The following is a 20,658-nucleotide window of genomic DNA, read 5'->3' on the forward strand; positions in this document are numbered from 1 at the left end:
TAATTTATGACTATGGTATTTTTATAATAGTAGTCTCTAATCAACAAACAACAATTATTATGCGTAATCCTAATATTCGCTTATCCCTATCTTTTGTAGATGAAAAAAAACTTACACTTCGACAGTTCTATCGCCAATCATGGCTTCATGTCCTTATGCAATGCTCTATTATCGCAGCTGTCTGGTATTGCGCTGAGATATTGGTTGAATTATTGCATTTACCCGTATCCTCAGGCGTTTTAGGAGTGTTTTTAATGCTGATATTATTAATGAGTGGTGCTATTAAGGTTAACTGGGTCAGACTGGGTGCAAAATTTGTTTTGGGTGAATTAGTATTAATGTTTATCCCGCTTATGATGTCAATACTTCAATATAAGGCGCTGTTTGTCAGTAAAGGATGGCAATTAATGCTGACAATTATCTTGAGTACCGCGATGGTGATGTTAAGCTCAGCATTAACTTTTATCATGGGGCGCCGTTTGCAACGTAGATTGTATCGTCATCAGACTCATAAAGCCCAATTGAACCTAAAAAATGATAATAATGCGTGAGGATTTGCGATGAATACTTGGTCAATCCTTTGTCTCATTTGGACATTAGCTGCCTATTATGTGGCTAGAGTAATCTATGTGCGTTATCGAAAATCTTGGCTAAACCCTGCTATCACGGTTCCAGTAGTAACGCTTTCATTAATGATTATTTTTAATATCTCTTATGATACTTATTGGAAGGATACAGCTTGGATTGTGCAGTTACTTGCCCCCGCAACGGTTGCGTTTGCTATACCTATTTATGAGTATCGTCGTTTAATACGTCAACATGCTTTGGCTTTGACCGCTTCCATAACTGTCGGGATGGTGGTGGGGGTCTTAAGCATATATATATTCGCTGGTTTGTTTCATTTTGATAAGACCTTGACCTATAGCTTGATGGCCCGTTCAATATCGACACCATTTGCGTTAGACTTATCTGAAAAAATTCATGGCTCTTCCTCTTTAGTTTCATTGTTTACTTTGATTACAGGGATGGTGGGAATGATTTTAGGGGATATGATCTTGACTTTTTTTCGTATTCGCTCCCATCTTGCAAATGGAATCGCATTTGGTAATGCATCACACGGTTTTGGTACGGCCCGGGCAAGTCAGCGCAATGAGGACGAGGGCGTTATAGCCAGTTTAACAATGATTTTAGCGGGATTATTTATGATATTCTTAGGTCCTTCATTAATACATGGCGTAATGTTATTTGGGCAAGTTTAAACAAATATATATAGACCCTAATCCATATTAAGAATAGATATGATATAGTCGTTCAAAATAAAATTGTTATGCCTTGGACAAATATTATAAAACAATTTAGATAAATCATTCTCCATCCAGCCTTGGCGTAGAAATTTAGCTTGTGCCCACTTCTTCTCAATGGGATTTAGATCAGGGCTGTACGGTGGTAAAAATAACAAGCGATGGCCGTGTCTATTAAGCAGCTTTTGCACGCGTTTATGAAAGCTTGCATTATCCATTACGATTACGCACTTGGTTTTTAGGCTTGGTATTAGGGTGTACTTGCACCAGTTATAGAATACATCTCCATTGATATTTTTCTCGAAGTAATCAAGTGCAAATAGTACTCTTTCGTACAGGGCACCAATGACGTTGGTACGTTTTTTACCTTGCCAGTTGTAGCGATCGATACAAGGTTTGCCTACCGGTGCATAGCCATAAGGCCTGATAGTGTCATGCTCAAAGCCACTTTCATCCATATAAACAATGGGATAACCCTGAGTCATATAAATACTCAAATGATTGAGATACTTAGCTCTTTTTATCGGACAAGCCTTTGGATGTTCTAGTGTCTTTTTTTTTGCTAATACCAATACGCTTTAAGGCTTTACTAATACCTGTTGGGCTACATCTGAAACGCTGGGCTCGCTTATAATGGTAATCGTCAGGGTAATCCTTAACATCTTGAGCTAAGGCTTCATCCTCTATTTTGTAGGGCTTGATGTCTCGAGTGATTTTGCTATGAATACGCTTTTTCCACTTCTGGATGGTCGTTGGACTGATATCATAGAAAACAGCAGCTTCAGCAAAGGTCATGCCCTCATCTAAGCTTTTCAGAACTTGTTTGCAATAGTCTAGGGAGTAAGTCATGGTCGTTTATACTGATAATTGTTTAGTTGATTTATTTTATAACACTTTTATGGTCAGGTGACTATAGCCCTGATTTTAACCCTATCGAGAAAAAATGGGCTCAGGTGAAGTTTCTACGCCAAGGATGGATGGAAAATAATCTGCCTAAGCTATTTCATGATATGGGCTGTATCAATTTTATATTAAACTGACTATATCATTACATATGCTCTAGTTGAAAATAAACTTATTCTGCAGTTTAAGGTTTAGCGAGTTTCTTCTTTGTAAATATTACTAATAATGACTAAATATGATGAGCTTTATTCCTTTTAAATTTCAACCTATTAACTTAACTTAACTTAACTTATCTTATTTAAGATCAGATAAAATAAATGATTATTTATTGAGGTTATGAGTCTTTATGAATTGTTGATCGGGATTTTCTAAATCATTATTTCAAACCCCTATAACAAATCATGATTTGATCTTTTGATAACAAATAAGGTAAAGAATTTTTTAATTACATTGGGATTCCAGCCATTCGCTTAATTTAATAATATCATCCTGATTATTCCTTAATACCTTGCAAACGAAGTAAAAGTTATCCCCTGTTAGAAATTCATGCATTGGAACTCTAACGATATTTTGTTTATAAGCGTCATTCTGCATCATATAATTATTGGTAAGAGTAATACCCAGATTGTACCGTGCGGCCTCTATCGCTAATAGTACATGACTAAAATGATTTATCTTTATATCGCTTGGTAATTCAAATCCGCCTGCCTTACACCATTGCAGCCAATCCTCCGCTGTATTCTCGCTCGTATCTGCATATCTCACAGACAATATTGGATGCCGCCACAATGCGTCAGGAAGGGGTTTATCTCTTATTTTCTCCCAAAGCTTTTGACCACAAACAGGATATAAAGTTTCAGAAAATAAAAACTTACTGATGAAAGCATGTGGAGGAGGATTGACTGTGATATAACAATCGGCCACTTGATTACTATGATCAGACGGATGGTTAATCATATCTAAAGTGAGTTCTATTTCTGGATACTGTCTATAGAAGTCTTCTAGTCGAGGAATCAACCAATTCACTGCGACTGAACTGTACAGAGCTAAGCGTATATGCCCAGGTTTTCCATGTTTAATAATCTGACTACTATCTGAAAGAAGACCCAATGCTCGACTCACATCTGTAAAATAACGCTCACCAACTTCTGTCAACGAAAAGGTCCGGCCTTGCCTGTAAAACATTGCTTCCCCAAGATACTTCTCAAGGATGCGTATTTGGTGACTCACGGCACTTTGTGTCACATTGAGGTTTTCTGCTGCTTTTGAAAAGCTGTTAAGCCGTGCAACGGATTCGAAGCATTGTATGGCACGCAATGGGGGCAAATCCATTATTACCTCAGCTAATACTAAATATGGTTTATATCATTATACATCATAGCGTTACTTGAATATACTGCCTGACAGATCGTTAAATCAGCATGAACCCGTTGGGGTTTTAACAGTTTCTGAATTTAGAGTAGGGCGGGAGGATAAGAATGCCAAAGATGAGTGTTGCATTTGCCATGGCGCTATTGGTACTAGGAAATATCATTGCGATCTTCTCGGACGCCTTGATAAAGGACTTGCCCTCTGAGACGGCGGTGTATCAGTTTATCCTGTTTCGTCAATTAACAGCGGTTTTAATGCTGTTGCCATTTTGTTTAATCTATAAAAAGAGCAAGTTATTCAGTAATCTGAAATGGCACTTTGTCCGTAGTCACGTTTGGTTGTTGGGTGTGATATTCATGGTACTGTCTCTTCAAGCACTGCCCCTCGCGACTGCGAATGCTATTTTTTATGCAGCCCCTTTGTTTATATTGCCGCTAGGTTTTTTATTTTATAAAGACAGATTAACCTTTCCAACTATAGCGGTATCTATGTTAGGTTTTGCTGGTATCCTCGTTATCGTACAACCGAAACAGATCAATTTAGGAGCGGTGTTTGCCCTTATAGTGGCAGTAACCATGGCGCTAAACAATCTGTTAGTGCGTAAACTCCCACAACATCATACTGTCTATCAAACGCTACTTTTGACCAATTTATTAGGCATCCCATTCGCGCTTGGTTTGGCTATTTGGGAGGGACAGCCATTTGATTGGCGCTCATTGATTACGGCCGCCAGTTCAAATGTATTCATTTTGATTTATGCAGGTATATGCGTACAAGTGTATCGACACATTGAAGCGTACAAAGTTTCTAGTGCGGAATACTCAGGTTTAATAGGGGCGGTGGTGGTTGGAATCATATGGTTTAATGAATTGCCAAATATGACTTTGTTAGTAGGGTCTGCGCTGATTATCCTACCTTTGATATGGCTAGCTACTCTCGAATCTACGAGGTTTAGACAAAAAACTGGGTAGGATAATAGCTTTTAAAACCTAATCAAGCTGATGTGCCGAGACTTTCCTAAACTTTGTGTAACTGCTTATAATCCATAGTAAAGGAGAATAAGCAATGACAAAAGAAACAGAACTAAAGAAATTAGCCGAACAAATGGCCAAACACGCTGGCAGCTTTGAAGATATTAAAGCATTTCAAAAAGAGCTCATGCAGTCATTTATTGACACTGCCTTAGAAGCCGAGATGGAAGAACATCTTGGCTACCCCAAGTATGAGAAGGCGGATAATCCAAACAAACGTAACGGTCACACCAAAAAGACAGTACGCAGCGACACAGGCGATCTTGAGATATGAACCGCCCCGACTTTATCGGAGAGTGTTTTACTTGAGTCAGGCAGCAATGCCTGACAGGGTTAAATTATCATAATACCGCTTTTCAAATTCAAAAGGTGACACATATCCAATCGTGCTATGCAAACGGGTTTTGTTAAACCAGTCCACCCATTCAAGGGTTGCCAATTCAACATCGTTCACGCCATGCCATTGTTCTTTTAGATACTCAATCACCTCAGACTTATAAAGCCCGTTAACCGTCTCAGCCAATGCGTTGTCATAAGAGTCGCCTGTTGTACCAACAGAGGCGATCACGCCAGAGTCAGCCATCTTATCAGTGTAGCGAATGGATAAGTACTGAACCCCTCGATCACTGTGATGAATCACATCTTTGGGATGGTTTCTATCTGCTATTGCTTGATTTAAAGCCGCCATCACCATATTCGTGTTCATACGATTAGATACCTTCCAACCAACGATAGCACGGGCAAACACATCAATAATAAAAGCGGTATAGACCCAGCCGCTTGTCGTCTTGATATAGGTAAAATCTGCAACCCACAGCTGGTTAGGACGATAAGCGCTAAAGTTACGATTAACCAAGTCATCAGCACGCTTTTGATCATCACGGCTGTGAGTTGTTATTTTGCCCTTACCGCGCCAGACACCTTGTAGGCCATGCTGTCTCATTAAACGCTCTATGGTACAACGAGCAACCTTTAACCCGTCAGCTTTCATCTGCTGCCATACTTTACGCGCACCGTAACGGCATTTGCTGTCCTGCCAGATACGTTTAATCTCGCTGATGTAAAAGTCGTCATGTTGACTGCGCAGTGAGCGTTTTTCAGGGTAGCTCTCCAAGTCTTTAGCACGGTGATAGGTTGATGGGGCAATCGGTAATACTCTACAGATCAGCTCGACCCCATAATTATTCTTATGATCGTCGATGAATTGAATCATGATTTTAGTCAGCGGTCGTGCTCCGCCTGGGCGAAAAAAGCCGCTGCCTTACGAATGATCTCATTAGCTTGCTTGAGCTCTCTATTCTCGCGTTCAAGCTCTTTAATACGTTGCTCTTGGCTTTGAGCTTGCACTGAAGCAGGAATGGTTTGATCGATGTGCTTTTTATGCCAAGACCGCAGAGTTTCAGGCGTGCAGCCAATCTTAGGGGCAATGGCTTGAATAGCTGACCAGGTAGAGGGATAGTCATTTGCTGCTTCAATCAGCATGCGAACGGCGCGTTCTTTAATCTCAGGAGTGTAGTTTCGTGTTTTCATTGTCGTATTCTCTCAGAATGTTAAGTCTCCGACAATCCCGGGGCGGTTCACTATGAGGCACACTTGAACTCATAGTGCTCTCACTGTGTATATGAAAGCTTAATTAATGAGATCCAATAAAAGAGAATAAATGTAACTGTCTAAAAATGCTTTTGTGCGAACTACAATATACCTAAGTTCAACAAGAAAAGTAACCTTCTGAATTTTAAGTAAAACAGTTGGTAGACTAATTAACCAGGTCTTGCATCAATCTTAGCAGTGATCCAGTCAGCGATCTCACTCGCTACCCACACTATCCTTACCTGTGTTAGTTGCACCTTCTTAGGAAATGTAGGATCGTAGCGGTCTGAATTCTCGTTAATCATCTCGTAGATGCTAGAGCGACTAAGGCCAGTGTAATGGATAACGTCTTTGATACTTAATAGCTGGGGGATGTAGTTGCACTCATTGATAGTAGGTTGTTCGCTGCTCAAGTTATTCATATTTAGCTCCTTGTAAGTGAATGAGAGCGTTTCCTCTCATACAGTTACCGAGTCCCATATTTTTTTACTGCATCCCATACAGTCCTGTCTTAGGTTTGACTGAGTAAAAACCCATAAAAAAAGAGCTGACATGATCAGCTCTTTTTATTTGTGTAAAACTATCGAGGTATCAGCTCACAGCGGTCACGCTTTGGCGTAGTCCTTGCTCAATGCTGCCAATAGCATGAGGTGATACTTCTGAGGGGGATTGATGTTGCAACTTACGATGGTCGTCGTTGTGTTCAGTAGGGTAAAACTCATCTATTACCTCTAAAGCTTCAGCGTCATTCATCTCGAAGATAGAATTGCCATAGCCACGCTTAGCAGTCGCCTCTAAAGCCTCCTGATCAAAACCGTGATGACTAAGTTCTGCATCAATAGACTGAGCGTCTTGTACTGCATCCTTCAATGTCACACCTTCCCGTAAAGTTAAGTCGACAAAGTAGATTGGCGTCCGATAGCTTTGAGTCGTACTTTTACCTCGCAGGGTCAGTTGCAGTGGTAAGCAAGACAGTTTGTTGCCTGATACTGCTGCAAAGTAACTTAGCCTAGCAGCAAGCGTTCTTATGCTATTAAAGCCAGTCGTACGAAAGATAAAAGTACCTAGCTCATCGTCCTCAGACAGATTGACGTACAGCCGTCCATAAGGCTTACAAGCGCCCCCTTGCGCTAAGGGACAGCGGTCAGGGGAAGGGCAGGGAAGCTGTTCAACACCTTGGCCAGTACGCCTTTGGCATTGTTCACCATCTCCTACGCAAACAGGTCTGCCAGTCTGCCTATCAAAGAGCGTGTACTCTGCTCTAAGATTTAGCTCTGGGTCATTGAACAGCATCCTTACAGGGATTTTTCTGAGCTTACCGTCGCTACCTTCACGTAGTGCGGCATCAAGAGGGTGATTGATCCAACCGTCTTTATTCTGGATCTGACTAGTGATGGTGAATTGATCGTCTTTACTAGGCAGACGTTTCCCGTTCTTTTCAACGACTCGCCCTATGCTAATACGACCTAAGACTGGTGGGGTAATAATGAGACCTTTAATCATGAGGGTATTCCTTAGATAAATTGGTTTAGACATAAAAAAGCCCACCTATAAAAGGTGGGCTATCTATGCGTTGAATTGGTTTAATGGATTAGGCGTCACTATGAATGACGAAGCGACGGCTGCCTTGTCTGACCTTGCTAAATTTGTCTAACAGCTCAGGTTGAGCTTTGAGTAATGCTTTGCTGTCTAATGTAGTACTGTCTTTAGACTTTTTCCAAGAGATACATCCATTGGCAAATACAGCGACTTCATGGTCTTGTATTAAGCTTTGTAGCTGGTGCTTAATTTGGTCATGACGCTCTTGTAGCTCTTCAATCGACTGACGGTGCTGTAACAATTTAGCGAACAGTGCATTAGCCGCTTTGTCAGTACTAAAGTCAACTTTACTCGCAGGTTTTGGGGTAGGGTATAACTGCTTTAGAGCATCCGCAGCAGATTGTGAGTGATCGGGAGGTGGCGGTGTATCCGTTGTCACGTATTGCCAGAATAGACGTTCATGCTCAATGATACTTTCAATCAACTTCTCATCACGTTCGACCTTATACAGCTTGGCCTCATGACCACAGATTAGTACACAGATATGAGCCGCTTGCTTACCTGTCACAGCCAACTGGTGCTGAACTTGGCAAGTCACGTAGAATGGCACACCTGATTTCCATAATTTCGCACCGTGTTCACCAGCGGTTTTGCACTCTAATATCTGTACCTCATCGCTACCCACTACCGAATAGTCTAGATTAGCCAGCATAAACTGCTTATCGCTATCAGGATGCTGCAAGATGGCATTGACTCGTCTGACTTTATTGCCTGTCTGACGCTGATAGTGTTTAGCGACCAAAGGCTCAAGGTTATTGCCCCAGTAAAGAGGGGAGTAGCCATCAGGATCATCGTTAAGATGAGAATGGACTCTACCTGTTTTTATCATCCACAGCTCAAGCATCGACATGTAAGGGTTAATGCCACAGCTAGCTGCAGCATCGCTACTACCGATACCTTGCTGACGGACTTTAAACCAAGCATCACGGCTTAAGTCTTTGGTATTAATTAAGCGAGTTGCTGTAGTTGATTGATTTGATTTAACCGTTAGACGTTGGTTAGCGCTATTCTGATGAGTAGTGTTTAATGCGATAGTGTTCATAATGAACTCCTTAGATGGATTATTAGTTAAATAAAGGGCATAAAAAAACCACGCTCTAAGACGTGGTTTAATTGTTGAGTTTCAATACAATAGGTTAAGCGAGCATGAGGAGTGATTCATCTAAGCCTTTTTGCTTAAGCTTAGCACCTGCACCAAACCAAGCTGAGTTTAGGCGATTGTCTGTGCTCATTGCGCGTCGCTCATGGTCTACGTACTCAGTAATGCTACAGAGCAGACCATAAGCAGTATCACGAGCCGCATCGAGATCAGCACCACGGCCTTGACCATTAAACATCTTCATGACTTGATTCATAGCTTTCGCATTCGGTACAGCATCTTTCTCCTTCTTAGCACTGTTAAATAAGATAATGTCATTGTCCAAATCATTAAATACACGGCTTAAGTAATTAGCCGCTTCGGCTTGGGTCACACGTCGCTCTGATAATTGCTTCATCTCATAGCAGTGTGCGTCCCATTGCTTAACCGACACGCCCAATTGCTGCTTTACCTTGTCAGCATCAAAGGAGGTGCTATGCGGAACTTTCACCATACCGCCGCTGCCATCAGCTAGGCTGATTGCTAAGGTGTTATTGCAGACAACACGGATAGAGGTGAACTGTGCTGTGGTCGCTAGAGTACCGTCACAAGCCGTTGCAAGTAAGAGATATCCGTTACTGACATCATTACCCTTAAGCGTTGCTGACTGGCCTGTACGGGCTAATGCCCATAGCTTACGCCCACCCTTTAGAACACCTGCGGTCTCAAGCTCAAAATGAGACTGCTCGGTTAAGTCACGATAGAATTCTAATATCTCCTCGGGTTGCACTTCCTGATAGCGTTGACTGACTACTGATAAGGGCTCAAAGTTATCTGAGCGGTAAAGTACCTTCTGCTCAGCAAAGGGCAATATGAGGTTATGCCCCTTCTCATTGTTAGCCATATAGCTGACATCCGATGACTCAATGCGCCAGTCCATACCGGCCTCTTTTGCCCATACCTCGATAGGCTGCTTCGGTGATAGCTCATTCCCTAAACCATGCCAAGGGGTTTCGCCTACGTAAGCCATACTTTCTACTAAATGTGCCATGATGATTTTCCTTTAATTAAATTAGTGAGCGAGTGAGTTTATAGGGTAAAGGCATGTGAGCAGTGATCGCACCGATACTGCTTTTGAGCGAGCTGTGGCAAAGCATGATTAAACTTAGTGATCTGAACTAAGGTTGCCAAAGCGGTTCCTGCGACAATACCAACAGCAGGATGAACTTTAAAAGACTTGCATAAACTGACGCTAAGACTGACTAGCACAGTAGGTGCAAAAAGCTCGTCAGCAAGACTTGAGTATTCACTGGTAATTTCCTGAACATTAGATGAGTGACAATTAGGACAAACGGTTTTCATAAAGGCTCCTTAAATTTTACGCGTAAAAAAGACCTGCGCTAAGGCAGGCCTAATTTAATTAGTTGGATTAGACTAAGAGCTCAAGTTACTAAGACTTAATCTCATGTGAATAATATATATCTGAAAAAACTTTGTTATTGGATTAGTCCTCGCCGTCTAGAGCTTCTATAACTACCGTGTCCAAAGGTTCGCATATTAGGTATTTTAACTTTTAAGCGCTGATCGTACTTTGTAGTATACGCTAAGTAAGTAGCCGTTCTTATTGCGTTTGCTACTGCCTCCTCATCGTTACGATGGATCATACCTACGCCAAGTGTACCCTGTCTCTGATAGTCCTGTAAGTATCTTGGATCATGACAACTAAAATAAGTTCCATATCCCTCAGTAATTTCTTGCCACTTCATACCTGCTTCTTTAGCTAAATACCAACCGTTATTACGTTTAGCTCCGTTATATATCAGCAGTAAATGGCAATGGAAACCATCCGTTTTACCTCCGTGTTCAAGAGCCCATGCAAAACCCTCTAAGCCCTTAAAACATCCTTTCTTATTGCTAAGCCGCTCACATAAAAATTTTATGTCATCTGCAAACTTACTAATACTAATATTGCTATCTTGTCTATAGTGTAAGTCCAACCTAACAAATAATAGTCGCGCATAATGATTGGTTAGTTGTGTTAGATACTCTTTGACTGATGCCATGTTTTTTGTTTTTTGTAAATTAAATTTCCACTTACTCAAACAATAATTATCTTGGTATTTTTGGACCTCTGAAATAAATTGATAAACTGAATCGTCATCCCAAATCACCTCTTGTGGATAGCAGTCACCTTTGAGAAGTTGCGTCACGCCGATAAAGCAATTAATTGTTTCGGTGTACTCAAAGGATGGATCGTATTGCCTCATGAACTGAACATATAATCTTTGTAGTTTTAACTTTATTTTTTTGAAACTAATGTTACCTGATAATATTTTACTAATTAAATTATCGACTTCTGTTAGGCTTGTATCTCTACAGCTAGTGTAGTTTCTCATTACTTTCTCCTAGTGGGGTTTAGTCTCATAAACTAAGGAGATTGAGTAATTTTTTAATTTCTTAGGTAACTAGGCTTTGGAGCTAGATACATGGATTTTGGATCTACTGAGCTGTATCTAAATAATATAAATAACCCCCTAATCTAGATGTAATGAATCCCCTTTAGAGTCGTGTATCTAATGTAGAAAACCTTGGAGTTAGCACTAAGCCGCAAGGATAGAGTTAGGTTGAATAGATTACTTAAGAAGCGAAAAAATATTCGTGATAGAATCATTCATGATAATATAATTATACAAATTATTTTAGTGAGATTTTCCGATAGACATCTTATAATATATGGCTTTATTGCACATAATTGATATATAAATACTGCATAAATGATCTAAAAAACCTATGTAGATGTTGCATAAATATTATTAAATTTCATTTAAATATCACGAGTGATATTAATAGATTAAGGACAATATAGATGTCTAGGAAGACAAGACGTAATAATAAAGTAGGTGTAAGAGGTAAAAACCATAATCAAATTTTGGAGGATCAACTATATTTTGAAAAATTTATTAAAGGATTATCTGAGAGAGAAGCAATATATTTAAGAGAGCAGTTATGCACCGATCCTGATTTTGTGCTTGTAAACGAAAAGTCTAATGTTCATCAAGTTCTTATAGAATCTTTAGCGAAAATTCCGCTAGCTCGAAACGGGTTCGATAGATTTCTGGCTGCCACTGAAGCGGATTTAGTTAAAGAATCCGAATTTAACTGGCTAAGAGGTTCATTAAGAAAGCAAATATTTGTTTATTATTTTATGAGAAATACTATCGATGTTAAAAGTAATTTTGGCATGTATGGTGACGATTTTTTGAGTAAAATTATGAGCTTTATAGACTATTCAAAGGTAAGTAAAAATATAGACCCTGATAAACGTAATGGCGATTTAATGAACGTGATGATATCTGAGGTTTTAAATAATAATGAACATAATGATGGTTACGTAGAGCCTTTGCACTTCGAAGATAAAATAAAACTTATAAACCAAATTAAGAAAATTAATGCACAAATTATAGCTTCTGAAAAATATACCAAATGGATAGATAACAGCAGCGGAAGAGAAAAAGGTATACATATAGTCGAATGGTCTTATGATTATTTACGCGATAAACAGAAGTCTTTGAACGGAGTTTATAGCCCAACGAGTATAGAAGAGAAAAAAGAAGTAGTATTAGCGGCTTTAGACTTATTCGATTTTAAGAGGGTTGTATTCGATCCACTATCCCACCAAAAAGATGCCAAATCAAGAAGCTATAGCTATATAGAAAGTGCTGATAAAATTCTATTTATAGAAAGGATGAAAAAATCTTGGAGTCAACAAAAATTTCGAGATGCAGGTAAGACAAAAAAGCCCTATCACTTGCCACTCACTAAGATAGCTAATGCTAGACTCGATAAGATGGCTTCAGTGCAGGGTACTACTTCCACTGCTATACTAGATATGCTAATTAATGTAGCATATGAGCAAGACTATATTGATGAGCATGGTAAAGATAAGTATTAATCTTTATCTTTATCTATTAACTGCTGTATACGCTTATAGCTTAATCCTTTGTCTAGTAAAGCTCGTATCAAAGCATCGCTGTCTATATCTGACAGCGATGCCTGTTTATGACTTAGTGACTCCTCAATTTGCCTACGTGCTGTTTGAAAGTCTACCACTTAACCTGTGTCCCGCCGTAAGTCTAAGAAGTCAGCTCAGACTTGCATGATTTTACGGCGCTCTCCTAAGTGCTGAGCATGGTTATAAATTATACGTATACCAATCTTCTTATAATGGGCCATCTGCTTCTCAATAGCATATTCCGTGTAACCAAGCCTACTATGATAGTTGGATCGGTATAATAGTTGCCTTGACCTACCTGTTTACTGACCTAGTACCCTACGGTAAAATGGAAGTAGAAGCTGCTCAAGAAGCTTTATTAGGCAAGCGTTATTTGGTAAGGTTCATAACCTTGCTAATAAATACGGAATGAGTAATGTCGATTTTTTAAAGTATTTGGTTGATGAGGCTAACGAAAACTTGAAATAACTAACACTGGTTACATATTTTATTTTGAATATGAGCTGCAATGTACACTGAGAGGTACATTATATTTTTCTCATAAAAAAATATATTTATGAATCAAAGGTTTATGATCTTGTATCGGTTCCGGCTCCGGGTACCATTACAAGAGAAAGGCCTTCAGATATCTGGAGGCCTTTTTTGTTGTCTTAAATTTAGTAGTGAGTTTAGTAGGTTTTTTTCTAACTAGGCATACCCAAAACAAAAAAGACGACCCAAATAGGCCGCCTTAATAAATAAAATAAGATTGTCCTAGATTAGATAATATCCTCATTATTTCGTTTGGCTTTTTTGATATCGCGATAAGTAGCGGTACATATTAGTATCAAAACCGCTAGAGTAATCACCGGCCAAATTAAGATATATAAGCTATAAGAAAATACGCTAGACATATTCTTCTCCTCTCTATCCTCACTGGCTGGCAGTGAATGTTGAATTCTTATGACGTTGTTAGCCGTTACTGTCATATTCTTATCAATCAGACTATCTTTCTGCCAAACTAGCTCATTCATCGCTATTACATTAGGATCAAGAAAAAGATAAGCTTATATGTGCAATGTACTCAGTAACTATAGAACGAAGTTTTTCAAATGCTTATGTTAATATTTATCTATTATTTTCCGTAACTATTGCTTAGAATTACACCTGATATATCTAAATATACTAAACTAAAAAAATATAAGGGCTTTAACAATGGCAATGGAATCAAAGTTTCGTGAAGACAAAGATTTAGCTTTTTTGCAATATGCTGACTGGCAAGACTTAAAAATTTTAGCAGAGGCGTTAATAAAAGACAGTAATGGTACAGAACAATGGACAGGACAACTTAAGAAAATACTTATCAAGAATATTGATATTTATAAACCAAGTGAAGAAGACGCTTATAAAAATAGTTGGAAAAGTATAGCTGCTGAGCTCCAACTTTTTGGTGGAGATACTATTATAAATCTTGCACGTCGCAAGGGAGTTGTTTACGAAGAGCTGCTACATGATGTAGCAAAGAAGGTGGGTGCGGATTTTCATAAAGAAACAACCTCAATAACAGAAGTAGAAGAAAAAATATTGAGAACACTATTTAAACGGGTAACAAGTTTAGATGAGATAGATGATATCTATAAGACTCTAGAGGTAAAAGGAATGTTGGGGCTTACTTCGTTAGAGTCTAACCCGTGGGAGACTATTAAGAGCGGTTTAGGTATCAATGTCGGTGCTGGTGTAGCAGGGGCAGGAGCAGGGGCAATTTTTGCTGGGATTAAAATGATACCTCAATTTGCAAAATCAAACCCTTTAACTGCTGCAGCTACTTTACCGTTTGCTGTAAAAGATTTTTCCTCTCCTGCTTATCGAGTAACCATACCTGCGGTTTGTATCATCGCAATGATGCGTAAAAAATATAATGAGAATATTACAGATTTTAATGAATTTTAAGGATGACTGTCTATGCTAAATAAAATATATGCTTTTGATGAAGATCTTTTTAGCCCAACGCTAAAAAAAGCTCTAGATAATAAACAAGTTGTTTTTAGAGATGGCGTTGCATACTGGAAAAAGGGCTTGGAAGCTAAAGGTATTATTCAGCACGTGCCTTTAAAAGAAGTTAGTGCGGTTAGTTCTGAAACTTTTGTTAAAACTCTTGGTTCGTTGCAGTCAACCTTACAAGGTACCATCGTTGCAGCACAGGCTATCTCATCAGCTACTCTTATGATTGCTGTAGTAGTACAGACACAGATACTCAGTAAGAAAATAGAAGCTGTAAGAAGCTCAGTATTACAAGTTTCTCAAACTATTAATGAGCAAAATATATTGTTTTATACAGATAAGGCTAGCGAGTATTTATCTGTAGTACATAATCTTAAGTTACTTCTAGAGTCTAATGAGAGCATACAAGTTATTGAGTCATTAGCTAATACAATGCTTGCTAACTCTATGCAACTTAAAAATCATTTATCATTTTTTATCTTAAATCTTATCAATTTGATAGAAGCAGAAAAAATTAAAGATAAAGAGCATGCAGGATTAGTATTAAGCTTCATTCAACAAATGATGGAGATTTTACCAGTCGGAATGCACTTAGAGCATCTTGTATCTCACAGACTTGGTCAATACGAACTTTCCCAGACACTTATTATAGATAGTCATAACAAATACTCTGTTTTGTTAGAGAACTATAGGGGCTATTTAAATAGTATAAATAATCGTATTAAGCTGTCGCAACATGAAGCTGAAAACCTGTCTTTCTTTAATAAGAATAAACAGTCAGCTCTAGATCTTATATCAAATAAAATACATATTGAGTTGCTCGAAAAACCAGCGAATGAGCAGTTATCTGTAGAGTCACGGGTATTAAACAGTTGAGATATTTATGTTCATTATTAGTTATTCTAAAAGCCTAAGTAAAAGATATAAAAATGGTTATTCAAGAATAAATAAGTACAACTTGAAGAATAGTTAAACTCAACGAAAAGACCGTTTCACGTTCGAAAGAGATGTCTCGCTATTAATTAACATCTAACATCAATCTTAGAGCTAATCCATTCTGCTATTTCATTAGCTATCCAAGCTACTCTTACTTGAGAGAGTTGCACCTTCTTAGGAAACTTAGGATCGTAGTGGTCTGAATTCTCGTTAATCATCTCATAGATGCTAGAGCGACTAAGGCCTGTGTAATGGATAACGTCTTTGATACTTAATAGCTGGGGAATGTACCATTGAATGGGTGGATTGGTTCAATAAGACTCGTCTACATAGCACAATTGGTTACGTTTCATCTTTTGAATTTGAAAAGCGGTATTATGATAGTTTAATCATGTCAGGTGTTGCTGCCTGATTCAAGCAAATAAGCTTCCGATAAAGTCGGGGCGGTTCAGTTATATTGGACACTCTTATCTGGCTTTAGTCAAATTCAGTTCTAGGTGCTCTTTTCCCTAAAAATTGCGTATCAAATAAACGCCAACCCGCATCTGGTGCATTCTGATACTTTAGCTTGTACTTATACCTTAGTGAGGCGCAGTTATTACACTCATCTTTATCGAAATCAGAGGAGATAACCTCAACTACATTGTTTTTGACGGTAACACTTTCAATAAATCGAGAGTTTATAGTGTTCTCATTTTCATATAAAGCGGTAATGATATTATAGTTGCTTGCGTCAACTAGGAATGGCCTAGTATCACTAATACGACTAACTGGTGTGACATAGTAAGAGTATGTACCTGACCCACCAGCACAGCCCTCATCTCCACCCCAATGCACTAAGTAATCTCGCCCACCAATATCAGTGCCTTGATATGAATCATCCCCTGTATTCGTATCCCACAAATTAACTTCATGAACATATTTTAGTGTCGTCTTAAAGTCCTCAGGCTTCTTATCAAAAGTTGTACTACAAGCGATTGAGGTTGCGTAGTTTTTAACGGCTGCAAGTGCTAATTTTTTATCTGCGGTTCCTGCATGAGCAGGGATAGCTGAAACAGCTAAAACGGCTGTTAGTAAAACCGACTTTGAATAAGTCATAAGCTTCCTTATTAAATATAATTACTTGTCTGTGTTAGGGCTATACCTATCTATACTTAGTTTCTGTCACTAAACTATATCCATGAGCTTTCATGCAGTAGCCAACCAACTTCTTAGCCTCTTCTTGTGATAACTTACTTGCACCAACCTCTGTTTTACAATATCCAAGTCGATCACTTGTATCAGATTTACTTACACTTTCTTTATACCAAGAAGAAACCTCATAAGATCTATGAATAGGGGCATGAGTAATTGTACAAGCCGTCATGAACAAAGAAACAGTAGTCAAAGCAATGATTTTATTTAAATTAAACATAATATTTTTTGAATCCTAAATAGATAGAATATTAATAGCTATGTTACGCAATGTTATCGTATTAGTTACCTAGAGTAAACCTTGAACTAGCTTTTTTAGGTTGTTCCTAATGTTTGTCTTACATATTGGCTATGAATATTAACTTAAATATAAAATTTGCCACACAGGCAGGTTAGCGCGATAGTTGTTCACTGAATGTTCTGAACAGTCGTATTGTACAGACACTAAAAAACGTACTTGGACACTAGGTAAACAATGATCATATCAGTGACGAAAGCGGTAAAAGAATGGAGAGTATGAAGAACCACTATATAAGTGATCAAGTTATGGTTCCCCATGTGGGTATCATTACAAGAGAAAGGCCTTCAGATATCTGGAGGCTTTTTTTGTTGTCTTAAATTTAGATTACTAACTAGATAACAAATCATTCATCGCATAAGTTTCAGCTGCTTCTGTATCTTTTGGGCTGCTACCGTTACAATAGCGCTGCTAATGGCTCATCCTTGGTTTTATATCTTATTAAGGTCGTTTGCTGCCTATTTTATTTAGTGAGCTTTATCTTCTGATGGGCTTGCTTAACCTTTTTTTATTGCCAGACTTTTCAATTAGTGCCTTTTGATTGAGATTTTTTATCGAAAGCTTCTTCGTATAATCCTTTTATCTAACAAACGTTGTTATGGAGTTTTTATGACCCAAGTATCTGATTCTACAACTGCTATTTGCCTAGATGGTAAAGCCCTTGCCAAACAGATTGAGCAATCACTGAGTGAGCGGGTAGCGGCCATTAAGTCTAAAACGGGCAACACCCCGATATTAGCGACGATTTTGGTCGGCGAAGACCCTGCCTCTGCCACTTATGTGCGTATGAAAGGCAATGCTTGTAAGCGTGTTGGGATGGATTCTATGCGCGTGGAGATGCCAACAGCGACTACCACAGAAGAGTTGCTAGCGAAAATTGATGAATTGAATAATAACCCAAACGTACACGGTATTTTGCTACAGCATCCCGTGCCTGCACAGATTGATGAGCGTGCTTGCTTTGACGCCATTGATTTAGCTAAAGACGTTGATGGGGTCACGTGTCTGGGATTTGGTCGTATGAGTATGGGTGAGCCTGCTTACGGGTCATGCACGCCACAAGGCATCATGCATTTGCTTGAGCATCAAGGTATCGAGCTGTCAGGTAAGCATGCGGTCGTCGTAGGTCGTAGCGCTATCTTAGGCAAGCCTATGGCGCAGATGCTATTAAATGCTAACTGTACTGTGACCATTTGCCATTCAAGAACGCAAAACCTAGCGGATCATGTCGCGCTTGCCGATATTATTGTGGGCGCGGTAGGGGTGCCTGAATTGATTAAACAAGCTTGGATTAAACCGGGTGCTGTCGTAGTCGATGCCGGTTTCCATCCTACTGATAATGGTGGTGTTGGTGATATCGAGTTGGCAGGTATCGAAGCCAAAGCTAGTGCTTATACCCCAGTACCAGGCGGCGTTGGTCCGATGACAATTAATACTTTGATTCGTCAAACGGTTGAGGCGGCTGAAAAAGCGGCAGGGCTCTAAGCTAATAGGGCAGCGTCTATTATTTTTAATTAAACGCTCTATTAAGCTTTTCATTATTTAGACACTATGCTAATTTAAAGCTCTAAGGATGACTACTGACCCCACGGGGCGTGATAGAGTTCATCCCGCCTCAATTATAGAGGCGACCCTTGAATGAATAACAGCAGCTGGCAACACCGAGTGCAAAATTTTGGCGAGTTGTTAGTCGATATAGCCCATTATATGGCGTTATTTTTGATTGTATTTGTGGTTATTTGGGGGGCAGGTACGGAGTTTTATGGCATTGTCTTCAAAGGCGAGGCAGCATTAAAAGATATTTTGATGTTATTCATTTATCTTGAGCTGTTGGCCATGATAGGCATTTATTTTAAGACCCATCGCCTGCCAGTACAGTTCCTAATTTATATTGCTATTACCGCCTTATCTCGCCACTTAGTGGTTGATGTACAGGCGGTTTCGGATACTTTCCACTTATGGCTGCTAATGACGATTACGGTCGCTATCTTTGTTTTAAGTATTGCCATAGTGCTATTAACGTGGACGGCAAAAGAGTTTGGTCGCCCCGAAGATAATGTGCATAAAGGGGCGCCCAGTACGCGCCGTGAATAAATAATGAAGATATGAACCAAAGAAAAAGCGCCTTTATTATAGAGGCGCTTTTTTTGATGAGCTTTTTCAGATTATAAGGTGGCTTTTTTGGGCTTTCTTCCCTATGTTAAAAGGGGATACAAGCTACTACAACCAACCCGCCCGTCTAAACTTATGATAGAGCACGACACAGACGACTAAAATCAAGCCCAGTACCACAAAGTAAGCATATTTATAATGCAGCTCAGGCATAAAGTCGAAGTTCATCCCATAAATACCTGCCACTGCGGTAGGGACGGCCAAGATACCGGCCCAAGCGGCCAGTTTTCTCACCACATCATTCTGACCCACATTGACCATCGTCGTATAGGTGTCCATCGCCACGCTGAGCATTTCATTGAGCCCATTGACCGCATCTAGCGAGCGCAGAAGGTGGTCATTCACGTCACGGAAATAAGGTTTCGCCGCACTAGGGAAGGAGGCGAGCATCTCACTTCGTTTATGATTAATAAAGAAACTACAGATGTCTTTGACCGGCAGCAATACCGCGCGCATATGGACCAGCTGTGATTTAAGCTCATAGAGACTTTGCAGCGTCTCTTTGCTAAATTCATAAGAGAAGATCTCGCGCTCTTGCTCACGCAAATAGCTGCCCAGACGGTCGGTAATCGGCAAATAGTTATCGACAATAAAATCCAAGATAGCATGCAGGACGAAGATGGGGCCCATGCGTAACTTTTCCGGATAACGATGACTGTGGTCACGCACTGGTTTATAAGAGTTGGAAGCCCCAGTACGAATGGTGATAATGTAATTTTTACCCAAAAACATCGAGGTGGTACCATAGCAGATTTCATTACCATCGAGCTTAGCCGTACGGACCACGACGAACACCGTATCGTTGCTATAGTTCTCTACCTTGGCGCGCTGATGCTCAGTGAAAGCATCCTCAATCGCCAATTCGTGCAAATCGAAGGCTTCTTGGACTTCAGAGACGGTCTCAAGGCTAGGGTTATATAAGCCTAACCAGATAAATTGGTTGTTATTAGTCAGCGTCTTGCTCACTTCATCCAGCGTCAGCTCTTCTATTGGCTCACCCGTTTTACGCGAGTATGAGTAGCAATTAACCACTTCATTTTCGACCGAATAGGTAATGTCCTCAAAGCGCTCAGCCTCAGGATCATAGACGGTCATAATCTCGTAAGCGTCTTCATCATCAGCGTTAACATCACCATAAATAAAGCTAGTGCCTGACATTAATTCAGAATGTTCAGACAACGGATGCTCGTAGG

23 protein-coding genes, 1 pseudogene and 1 other annotated feature are annotated in these 20,658 nt (G+C 39.5%); of the genes and pseudogenes, 9 read left to right on the forward strand and 15 right to left on the reverse strand.

The window, feature by feature from the left end:
- Positions 1 to 59 precede the first annotated feature (59 nt).
- Positions 60 to 551 (forward strand): CidA/LrgA family protein, encoded by a 492-nt coding sequence (locus tag ACZ2XM_RS02920; RefSeq protein WP_490588328.1) that lies wholly within the window; start codon positions 60 to 62, stop codon positions 549 to 551.
- 9 nt (positions 552 to 560) lie between these two features.
- Positions 561 to 1,259, forward strand: a complete 699-nt coding sequence (locus ACZ2XM_RS02925) for an LrgB family protein (RefSeq protein ID WP_490588327.1) — start codon at positions 561 to 563, stop codon at positions 1,257 to 1,259.
- 17 nt (positions 1,260 to 1,276) lie between these two features.
- Here the strand turns inward: ACZ2XM_RS02925 and ACZ2XM_RS02930 are convergent, their stop codons facing one another.
- The 3 genes from ACZ2XM_RS02930 to ACZ2XM_RS02940 all read right to left on the reverse strand — a co-directional run bounded on the left by ACZ2XM_RS02930 (position 1,277) and on the right by ACZ2XM_RS02940 (position 3,536).
- A complete protein-coding gene (locus tag ACZ2XM_RS02930) occupies positions 1,277 to 1,873 on the reverse strand; it encodes an IS630 family transposase (RefSeq protein ID WP_490588326.1) in 597 nt (198 codons plus the stop codon).
- Positions 1,812 to 2,150, reverse strand: coding sequence for an IS630 transposase-related protein (locus ACZ2XM_RS02935; protein ID WP_490588325.1), 339 nt, complete (start codon positions 2,148 to 2,150; stop codon positions 1,812 to 1,814). Before ACZ2XM_RS02935 ends, ACZ2XM_RS02930 begins: the two co-directional genes overlap by 62 nt.
- Positions 2,151 to 2,645: 495 nt before the next feature.
- Positions 2,646 to 3,536: a LysR family transcriptional regulator gene (locus ACZ2XM_RS02940; RefSeq protein ID WP_490588324.1), complete on the reverse strand. Its 891-nt coding sequence runs from the start codon at positions 3,534 to 3,536 to the stop codon at positions 2,646 to 2,648.
- A gap of 146 nt (positions 3,537 to 3,682) precedes the next feature.
- Between ACZ2XM_RS02940 and ACZ2XM_RS02945 the strand changes: the two genes are divergently transcribed.
- Positions 3,683 to 4,546, forward strand: a complete 864-nt coding sequence (locus tag ACZ2XM_RS02945) for a DMT family transporter (protein WP_490588323.1) — start codon at positions 3,683 to 3,685, stop codon at positions 4,544 to 4,546.
- 94 nt (positions 4,547 to 4,640) lie between these two features.
- A pseudogene (locus ACZ2XM_RS02950) lies at positions 4,641 to 4,877 on the forward strand (transposase); the annotation flags it as partial.
- A 39-nt stretch (positions 4,878 to 4,916) separates the two neighbouring features.
- Here the strand turns inward: ACZ2XM_RS02950 and ACZ2XM_RS02955 are convergent.
- The 7 genes from ACZ2XM_RS02955 to ACZ2XM_RS02985 form a co-directional block, all read right to left on the reverse strand.
- Positions 4,917 to 6,136 (reverse strand): IS3 family transposase gene (locus ACZ2XM_RS02955; protein WP_490588322.1). Its coding sequence is split into 2 segments (ribosomal slippage): positions 4,917 to 5,860 and positions 5,860 to 6,136, totalling 1,221 coding nucleotides; the frame shifts between segments, so codons are not numbered across the junction.
- Positions 5,745 to 5,861 (reverse strand) — a sequence feature (AL1L pseudoknot). (Overlaps the previous gene by 117 nt.)
- Before the next feature lie 230 nt (positions 6,137 to 6,366).
- Positions 6,367 to 6,618, reverse strand: coding sequence for a helix-turn-helix transcriptional regulator (locus tag ACZ2XM_RS02960; protein ID WP_490588321.1), 252 nt, complete (start codon positions 6,616 to 6,618; stop codon positions 6,367 to 6,369).
- Positions 6,619 to 6,787: 169 nt separating this feature from the next.
- Positions 6,788 to 7,699, reverse strand: a complete 912-nt coding sequence (locus ACZ2XM_RS02965) for a recombination directionality factor (RefSeq protein ID WP_490588320.1) — start codon at positions 7,697 to 7,699, stop codon at positions 6,788 to 6,790.
- Between the two features lie 88 nt (positions 7,700 to 7,787).
- Complete coding sequence (locus tag ACZ2XM_RS02970; RefSeq protein ID WP_490588319.1) at positions 7,788 to 8,837, reverse strand: YqaJ viral recombinase family nuclease; 1,050 nt, start codon at positions 8,835 to 8,837, stop codon at positions 7,788 to 7,790.
- Positions 8,838 to 8,931: 94 nt separating this feature from the next.
- Positions 8,932 to 9,924 carry a DUF932 domain-containing protein gene (locus tag ACZ2XM_RS02975; protein ID WP_490588318.1) on the reverse strand — a complete coding sequence of 331 codons (993 nt, stop codon included), beginning with the start codon at positions 9,922 to 9,924 and terminating at the stop codon, positions 8,932 to 8,934.
- 38 nt (positions 9,925 to 9,962) lie between these two features.
- Positions 9,963 to 10,235: a hypothetical protein gene (locus tag ACZ2XM_RS02980; RefSeq protein WP_490588317.1), complete on the reverse strand. Its 273-nt coding sequence runs from the start codon at positions 10,233 to 10,235 to the stop codon at positions 9,963 to 9,965.
- Positions 10,236 to 10,369: 134 nt separating this feature from the next.
- Complete coding sequence (locus ACZ2XM_RS02985; RefSeq protein WP_490588316.1) at positions 10,370 to 11,269, reverse strand: YagK/YfjJ domain-containing protein; 900 nt, start codon at positions 11,267 to 11,269, stop codon at positions 10,370 to 10,372.
- Between the two features lie 470 nt (positions 11,270 to 11,739).
- On the opposite strand from ACZ2XM_RS02985, the gene ACZ2XM_RS02990 reads away from it, so the two are divergent.
- A complete protein-coding gene (locus ACZ2XM_RS02990) occupies positions 11,740 to 12,825 on the forward strand; it encodes a hypothetical protein (protein WP_490588315.1) in 1,086 nt (361 codons plus the stop codon).
- Between the two features lie 818 nt (positions 12,826 to 13,643).
- Here the strand turns inward: ACZ2XM_RS02990 and ACZ2XM_RS02995 are convergent.
- Positions 13,644 to 13,898, reverse strand: coding sequence for a putative transporter small subunit (locus ACZ2XM_RS02995; protein ID WP_490588314.1), 255 nt, complete (start codon positions 13,896 to 13,898; stop codon positions 13,644 to 13,646).
- Between the two features lie 181 nt (positions 13,899 to 14,079).
- On the opposite strand from ACZ2XM_RS02995, the gene ACZ2XM_RS03000 reads away from it, so the two are divergent.
- Together ACZ2XM_RS03000 and ACZ2XM_RS03005 are read left to right on the forward strand one after the other, a co-directional pair.
- A complete protein-coding gene (locus ACZ2XM_RS03000; RefSeq protein WP_490588313.1) occupies positions 14,080 to 14,814 on the forward strand; it encodes a DUF3944 domain-containing protein in 735 nt (244 codons plus the stop codon).
- 12 nt (positions 14,815 to 14,826) lie between these two features.
- Positions 14,827 to 15,741 carry a hypothetical protein gene (locus ACZ2XM_RS03005; RefSeq protein ID WP_490588312.1) on the forward strand — a complete coding sequence of 305 codons (915 nt, stop codon included), beginning with the start codon at positions 14,827 to 14,829 and terminating at the stop codon, positions 15,739 to 15,741.
- Positions 15,742 to 15,887: 146 nt separating this feature from the next.
- Here the strand turns inward: ACZ2XM_RS03005 and ACZ2XM_RS03010 are convergent, their stop codons facing one another.
- The 3 genes from ACZ2XM_RS03010 to ACZ2XM_RS03020 all read right to left on the reverse strand — a co-directional run bounded on the left by ACZ2XM_RS03010 (position 15,888) and on the right by ACZ2XM_RS03020 (position 17,215).
- Positions 15,888 to 16,100: a helix-turn-helix transcriptional regulator gene (locus tag ACZ2XM_RS03010; RefSeq protein ID WP_490610521.1), complete on the reverse strand. Its 213-nt coding sequence runs from the start codon at positions 16,098 to 16,100 to the stop codon at positions 15,888 to 15,890.
- Positions 16,101 to 16,278: 178 nt separating this feature from the next.
- Positions 16,279 to 16,899, reverse strand: coding sequence for a hypothetical protein (locus ACZ2XM_RS03015; protein ID WP_490588311.1), 621 nt, complete (start codon positions 16,897 to 16,899; stop codon positions 16,279 to 16,281).
- A 46-nt stretch (positions 16,900 to 16,945) separates the two neighbouring features.
- Positions 16,946 to 17,215 (reverse strand): hypothetical protein, encoded by a 270-nt coding sequence (locus tag ACZ2XM_RS03020; RefSeq protein ID WP_490588310.1) that lies wholly within the window; start codon positions 17,213 to 17,215, stop codon positions 16,946 to 16,948.
- A gap of 687 nt (positions 17,216 to 17,902) precedes the next feature.
- On the opposite strand from ACZ2XM_RS03020, the gene folD reads away from it, so the two are divergent.
- Positions 17,903 to 18,778 carry a bifunctional methylenetetrahydrofolate dehydrogenase/methenyltetrahydrofolate cyclohydrolase FolD gene (gene folD / locus ACZ2XM_RS03025; RefSeq protein ID WP_490588309.1) on the forward strand — a complete coding sequence of 292 codons (876 nt, stop codon included), beginning with the start codon at positions 17,903 to 17,905 and terminating at the stop codon, positions 18,776 to 18,778.
- A 153-nt stretch (positions 18,779 to 18,931) separates the two neighbouring features.
- Positions 18,932 to 19,387, forward strand: a complete 456-nt coding sequence (locus ACZ2XM_RS03030; protein WP_201497321.1) for a phosphate-starvation-inducible protein PsiE — start codon at positions 18,932 to 18,934, stop codon at positions 19,385 to 19,387.
- 126 nt (positions 19,388 to 19,513) lie between these two features.
- Here ACZ2XM_RS03030 and corA read toward each other — a convergent pair whose 3' ends face one another.
- Complete coding sequence (gene corA / locus ACZ2XM_RS03035; protein WP_490588540.1) at positions 19,514 to 20,623, reverse strand: magnesium/cobalt transporter CorA; 1,110 nt, start codon at positions 20,621 to 20,623, stop codon at positions 19,514 to 19,516.
- Positions 20,624 to 20,658: the final 35 nt, after the last annotated feature.

This window comes from Psychrobacter sp. CoH-33_TS_01, assembly GCF_058189395.1.